This is a genomic window from Actinotalea sp. (assembly GCF_041597215.1).
In the GTDB taxonomy this organism is placed as follows: Bacteria; Actinomycetota; Actinomycetes; order Actinomycetales; family Cellulomonadaceae; genus Actinotalea.
Window position 1 is genome coordinate 1 of the sequence record NZ_JBFHHB010000228.1, and the last position, 5,106, is coordinate 5,106.

7 protein-coding genes are annotated in these 5,106 nt (G+C 70.1%); 2 read left to right on the forward strand and 5 right to left on the reverse strand.

The annotated features are described in order from the left end of the window. Positions 1-248: 248 nt before the first annotated feature. Positions 249-890: a CueP family metal-binding protein gene (locus ABWK99_RS13355; protein ID WP_372595194.1), complete on the reverse strand. Its 642-nt coding sequence runs from the start codon at positions 888-890 to the stop codon at positions 249-251. Positions 891-902: 12 nt separating this feature from the next. Beyond that, on the reverse strand, positions 903-1,058 hold the full coding sequence (locus ABWK99_RS13360; protein WP_372595195.1) for a hypothetical protein: 156 nt from the start codon (positions 1,056-1,058) through the stop codon (positions 903-905). Between ABWK99_RS13360 and ABWK99_RS13365 the strand changes: the two genes are divergently transcribed. Continuing rightward, complete coding sequence (locus tag ABWK99_RS13365) at positions 1,057-1,233, forward strand: hypothetical protein (protein WP_372595196.1); 177 nt, start codon at positions 1,057-1,059, stop codon at positions 1,231-1,233. The two genes, ABWK99_RS13360 and ABWK99_RS13365, sit on opposite strands and share 2 nt — an antisense overlap. Positions 1,234-1,718: 485 nt before the next feature. Here ABWK99_RS13365 and ABWK99_RS13370 read toward each other — a convergent pair whose 3' ends face one another. The 3 genes from ABWK99_RS13370 to ABWK99_RS13380 all read right to left on the reverse strand — a co-directional run bounded on the left by ABWK99_RS13370 (position 1,719) and on the right by ABWK99_RS13380 (position 4,147). Further along, entirely contained in the window at positions 1,719-2,156 is a 438-nt protein-coding gene (locus tag ABWK99_RS13370) for a nitroreductase/quinone reductase family protein (RefSeq protein ID WP_372595197.1), read from the reverse strand. A gap of 216 nt (positions 2,157-2,372) precedes the next feature. Then, a complete protein-coding gene (locus tag ABWK99_RS13375; protein WP_372595198.1) occupies positions 2,373-3,728 on the reverse strand; it encodes a hypothetical protein in 1,356 nt (451 codons plus the stop codon). Beyond that, positions 3,725-4,147 (reverse strand): hypothetical protein, encoded by a 423-nt coding sequence (locus ABWK99_RS13380; protein WP_372595199.1) that lies wholly within the window; start codon positions 4,145-4,147, stop codon positions 3,725-3,727. The genes ABWK99_RS13375 and ABWK99_RS13380 overlap by 4 nt, the downstream gene beginning before the upstream one ends. A 346-nt stretch (positions 4,148-4,493) precedes the next feature. Between ABWK99_RS13380 and ABWK99_RS13385 the strand changes: the two genes are divergently transcribed. Then, a partial coding sequence (locus ABWK99_RS13385; RefSeq protein WP_372595200.1) for a nuclease-related domain-containing protein occupies positions 4,494-5,106 on the forward strand: 613 nt, incomplete at its 3' end.

A 5,106-nucleotide genomic window follows, 5' to 3' on the forward strand; every position in this document is an offset into this window, starting at 1 on the left:
ACCCGGGCGGCGGTACGGGCTCCGGGTCCACGGGGGCCTTGATCCGTCGCGCGAGCTGCCGGGACGCCACTCCTTGGGAGCGCTCGTTTCGTGCGGCGTGTATCAGCGACCGACGGGACCGCACTCCGCTTGCGCCAGTCCGGCGGCGGTCGCTTTGAGGTCTGCGTCCACGCCCGCGACGAGCATCCGCCGCTCATGCGCGCAGGCACGCCCAGCCCTGCCGGGCCACCCCAACTCCGGATCAGGGCTCAGCGGAGTTGCATCGTGGTCAGGCACGTCTCCGCGTCGGCGCCGGTCGAGATCGACGTGACGGCACTCTTCCCGTCGTACTCCAGGGTGATCGTCGCGTCGATGTCGCGCGGGAGCCACAGCCCGATGAACCCGTTGTCCGCAGCCGTGCGGATCCCGTCGACCAGGATTTCGCCGGTCGCATCATCCAGCACCTCGACGGTGACGTCCTGGCCACCGAGCTCGCCGCGGCACGTCGTCAGGGAATGCATCGCGCACGGATGCGTCTGGTCGACGTACGGGGCGACGGAAAGGTAGTACGCGTCGTCCGGCAGCGGAAGCGCGGCCTCCATGTCCCCGGACGTCAACAGGAGTTCGGTCGGCTGCACCGACGCCATAAGGTCCGCGGGGCGCTGGTCGATCGGCATGGCCTCGAGCGTGTCGACCACCTCCCGGCCGGACAGCCCATCCAGGTCGTACGGCGCGAGGATCGCGTCCGGCGACTCTTGCCCGGCCCCGACCGATGCCTCTCGGGCCGAGTCCTCGTCCGAGGACGCCGAGCATCCGGCGATCGCGAGCGCCAGGGCCGCTGCGGCAGCCATCGTGCGGAGAACAGTAGTCATCGGATGCCCTTCGGGAGGTTCAGAGGTCGGCCACAGCACGGGACCGGCCGGTCAGCAGCCTCGGCTGACGTCGTCGCAGGTCCATTCTTCCCGATGTCCCGGATCAAACCAGTCCACCTCCGCGAACTCGCGGCGCTGGGCGGCGATGACGTCGTCCGCGAGCCGACGGACCCGCTCGCCGCCGACGGTGCATGCCGTCATCGACATGTGGAGCGCGGAGAAGGCCGAGGAGTACGCCGCACGTGGCTACGTCCACCACCACGAGTTGCGACGCGTGCCCGATGGTGCGCTCCTCCCGAGCAAGGTCCCCTGGCTCAAGCACATCGCGCGCACCTCGTTCAAGCTCGACGGTGGCCCCCACCTGAGCTGTCGCACGCGGTAACACCTGGCGTCGACGTGGAGTTCGCGCCCAGCGCCTCTATGCCGCACGTGCCCCACATGCTCCACACGCCCCACATGCCCCACATGCCCCAACCGTTCGTCCACCAACAGGGCCTACGGTCTGCACCCCGGATCGGTCATCCATCCGGGGAGCAGACCGGGCCCGCGACAAGTGGGAGCGCGAAGAGCAGAAGCGCGCCGGCGCGATGGCGAAGTGGCGCGACGCGTGCAGCAGGAGCCCGACCCGGACTTGGCCGACCTGACCGATCCCGACCGCCAGCACGAGGTCACCTTTGACGCGGACGAGATCGAACCGGTCATCGGGCACCCGGAGGGCGCGGCTGGCACTAGACCGCCCCAGTGGCCAGCGCGGCATGGCGCCCAGCGACGGGCTGCATTCGGCTGGTGCAGCCATTCGACCGTTCGGGGACGAGTCGCGTCCAAAGACCGGAGGGTTGGGCGCGCGATCCGATCCGGACCAGCCAGTCAGAGGCGATGCAGTGCGAGGACCGGGATCGTGCGGACTCCCGCGGTCTTCTCCGCGTAGCCGGCGAAGCCCGGGTAGCGCCTGGCCTGTTCGTCGAAGACTCGATCGCGATCCGGACCGACGACCTCGGTCACGGTGACTTCGTAGGTCTGCGTGCCGACCTCGACCTCGGCGCGACCGGCCGCGAGGAGGTTGTGGTACCACTGCGGGTGAGTCGGCGCGCCCGCCTTCGAGGCGAAGACGTAGATCGTCGCGGGGTCGCTGTCCTCGGCGAGGTACATCACCGGTGCGATGTACTCGCGTCCACTCGAACGCCCACGGTGATGTACGAGCGCGAGAGGTGCGCCGGCGAACGGGCCGCCGACCTTGCCGTCATTCGCGCGAAACTCATCGATGATCTTCGCGTTCCAGTCGTTCGCCTTGGCCACGTCGCTCACCTGTCCTCGCCACTCACTCCTCTGAGGAATCCGTCTACCAGCCCAACGCGCACACGCCGCGAGAACTTCCGGTCCCAGCCTCAGCAGATGTGCGACGTGAGATGTGCGCCGCTCGCGCAAGGCTGTCCGTCTACGCCCGGCACTGCGAGACCTCATCGGAGAGCTGCGCCAGCGTTGCCGAAGTGGAGCCGCAGAGGCAGGGCACCCACCTTGGAGTCACAGGCTTCGCCCGATGACCATCGCCTCGATCGATGGCTCGATCGGCGAGGTCGGGTGGTGGGCGAGGTACGCGGCCGTGGGCGGGTTCGCTTGGGTGTAGGCGGCTCGGGTCTCGGCCAGGCATTGCGCTGGCGCGGCGACGATGCCACCGGTGAGCTTGGCCGCAGCGAGTTCGGGGTCGTCGGTGACCTGCTGCCTGGAGAGGGTCGTGGCGCGGACTCGGAGCTCGCTGTGCGCCGCGAGGCGGTCGAACGAGTGGCCTGCCCACTGCCCGATCTGCTCTGTCGCTGCGACGGCTGCTCTGAGTGCGGCGGCAACGGACGCATCCTCCTCGACGCGCCTGATTGGGCCTGAGGTAGAGCTCAATCCGTCGAGTGGCGCGACCTGGCGCAGGAGGTCGAGGACGGCGCGGGTGTCGGCGTGGATCTCGGCGTGCGGCGGCCCGGTGGAGAGGTAGTCGGCGAGGTCGTGTGCCACCCGCTGCCAATCACGGGCGTGAGCGAGCAAGGCGGTTGCGCCTCGAGCGGGGTCAGCGCCAGGTGCGGTCTGGTGGCCGGCGGCGTGGGCATGGACCGCAGTCGCCAGGGTGGCCAGGTCGCGCAGCGTCGCGGTCGAGTGGTCGGGGTGGGCCTGCAGGTCCCACGCCCTGTGCCGTAGTCGCTTCAGCCGGTCGGTGAGCTCATGCAAGGGGGTGTCGGTGCGGACGGGCTCTCCGAGCAGGCCCAGGCGTGAGAGGCGGCTCGGCATCGCCGACTCCGGCTTGCTGGCAGCGACCTTCGCGGCCAGGGAGCGCGCTCCGGTGAGGCCGGGCAGCCAGTGTGCGGTCTCTCGCCATGAGAGGTGGGCCTGCGCGGCGCGGAGCGCGAGGGTGTCTTCGACGTCGAGGGCGCTCCCCGTCACACGCGCGACCGCCGCGAGGGATGCGGTGCGGCTCTCGAGGTCGCTCCAGGCGTCGGCGTCGGGAGATCGAGGACGCCCGAGTGGTGTGTGGTAGCCGGCGAGCAGGTCGTTGGCCGCTCGGAGGACGAGCGCGCCATGGGCCCAGGGGTGAACCGGGGGAGTGAGCTGAGAGGGGTGAGGGTCGCGGGCTCCGGTCGCCGTGCGCAGGGCGTCGGCCATCGCGGCCGCCGCTCTTTCGGTCGGGTCGGCGCCGGTGGACGCGCCGGTCAGCCGTGCGGGGCCGATGATCGCCCACGTGTGTGCCTCCAGTGCGGCGAGCAGGCCGTGGTACGCACTTAGTGCGTCGCGTGCCTCGTCGCGGGTGTCGAAGCCTCGAGCCCGTGCCTGGCGGATGCCCCGGTCGACGTGGCCGCCGGCTTGGGTGAGCAGGTCGGCGTAGGTGATCGGAGTCATGGCCGGGCAGTGACCGTGCGTGCCGAGCGCAGGGCGCGGTTGGCGGCGAGCAGCGCTGCCTCGTCCGGGGAGTTGAGGTCGCCGGTCGGTGCGAGGTCGGCGATGCGGTCGAGTGCCGCAAGGACGAGTTGGTCGACCACGGCCCGTGCCGCATCGACGTCGTCGCGTGCGGGCAGCAGGCCGAGGGAGACCGCGGGCGCCTGGTCGGCCAGCTCGGGGTGGACCCACTCGAGCTCCTCGCGGGCCTGGTGCAGGTCCATGGCGGCCAGGGTCAGGTCGAGTCCCTCGATCATCGGCACGGTCAGGGCAAGGGTGTGCGTCGCGTGCCCGGCCGCGTAGAGCAGGGTCCACAGGCCATGCCAGGTGGCGGGCGCCCGCTCGACCAGGACGTCGGCCGGTTGCTGCCAGGTGATGCTCATCTACTTCTCCCTCGCCTCGGACCCGGCGAACACGCGGGGTCATCCGTCACGGTGAGGGCAATGGCCAGCCAACGGCCCGGGCGCCGCCGAGGCTGGGGACTCATGACCCCTCACAAACGGGTGTGCACAATCGCCTACAACCGTGCGGCCGTCGCCGCAGATCTCACTGGCGCGCCCTCAGGTCCGACGGCGGCGTGCCGATGAGTGATCCGTGCGCAAACGACTCACGGCGGAGGTTGCGGCCTAGCGGCGGCGGCGGCGCGCTGGGTCGCGCGCTCGACGCAAGTACGCCGAGCTCCGCAAGCGATGGCTGCGAGCGCATCGCTGGGCGTGGTTCGCCGTCGTCGTGCTCGCGGTAGCTCTCTGGCTGGGGTTCTGGGGCCTGATGCGCGCGTACCCCGGCGATCAGTCGTGGAGCACGGCGGCCTTCGCCGGCGCGCTCGGGGCGATCGTGATCATGCTCCGCCGCACCCCGCCGCTGGCGATCGCGTCATGGGAGGAAGGCGCCTACGGCGAGGAGCAGACCGCCAAGCAGTTGCGAGCCCTGGAACGCGAAGGCTGGGTCGTCCTCCACGACCTGGCCAATGGATCCAAGAACTTCGACCACGTGGTCCTCGGCCCCAACGGAGTGTTCTGCCTCAACTCGAAGTGGTCGGGATACCGGCTCGAGGAAGACGATCGCGGGAGACTCGTCGGCAGACATCACTACGACGAAGACCTCGACCGCGACGTGAGCTCAATCATTCGCCAGGCCAAGGCCGAAGCCGCGGCGCTCAGCAAGCAGATCTCCGACAGGTGCGGCCGGCGACTATGGGTCCAACCCGTCGTCGTGTGGTGGGGCGAGGTGGCCAACGGCGGCAAGCAACTCGACGGCGTCGGGGTCGTGCAAGGCAAGCACCTCGTCGACCGACTACGCGCGCAGAGCGGCCGACGAGTACCCGACTTCGATCACGTCGTAG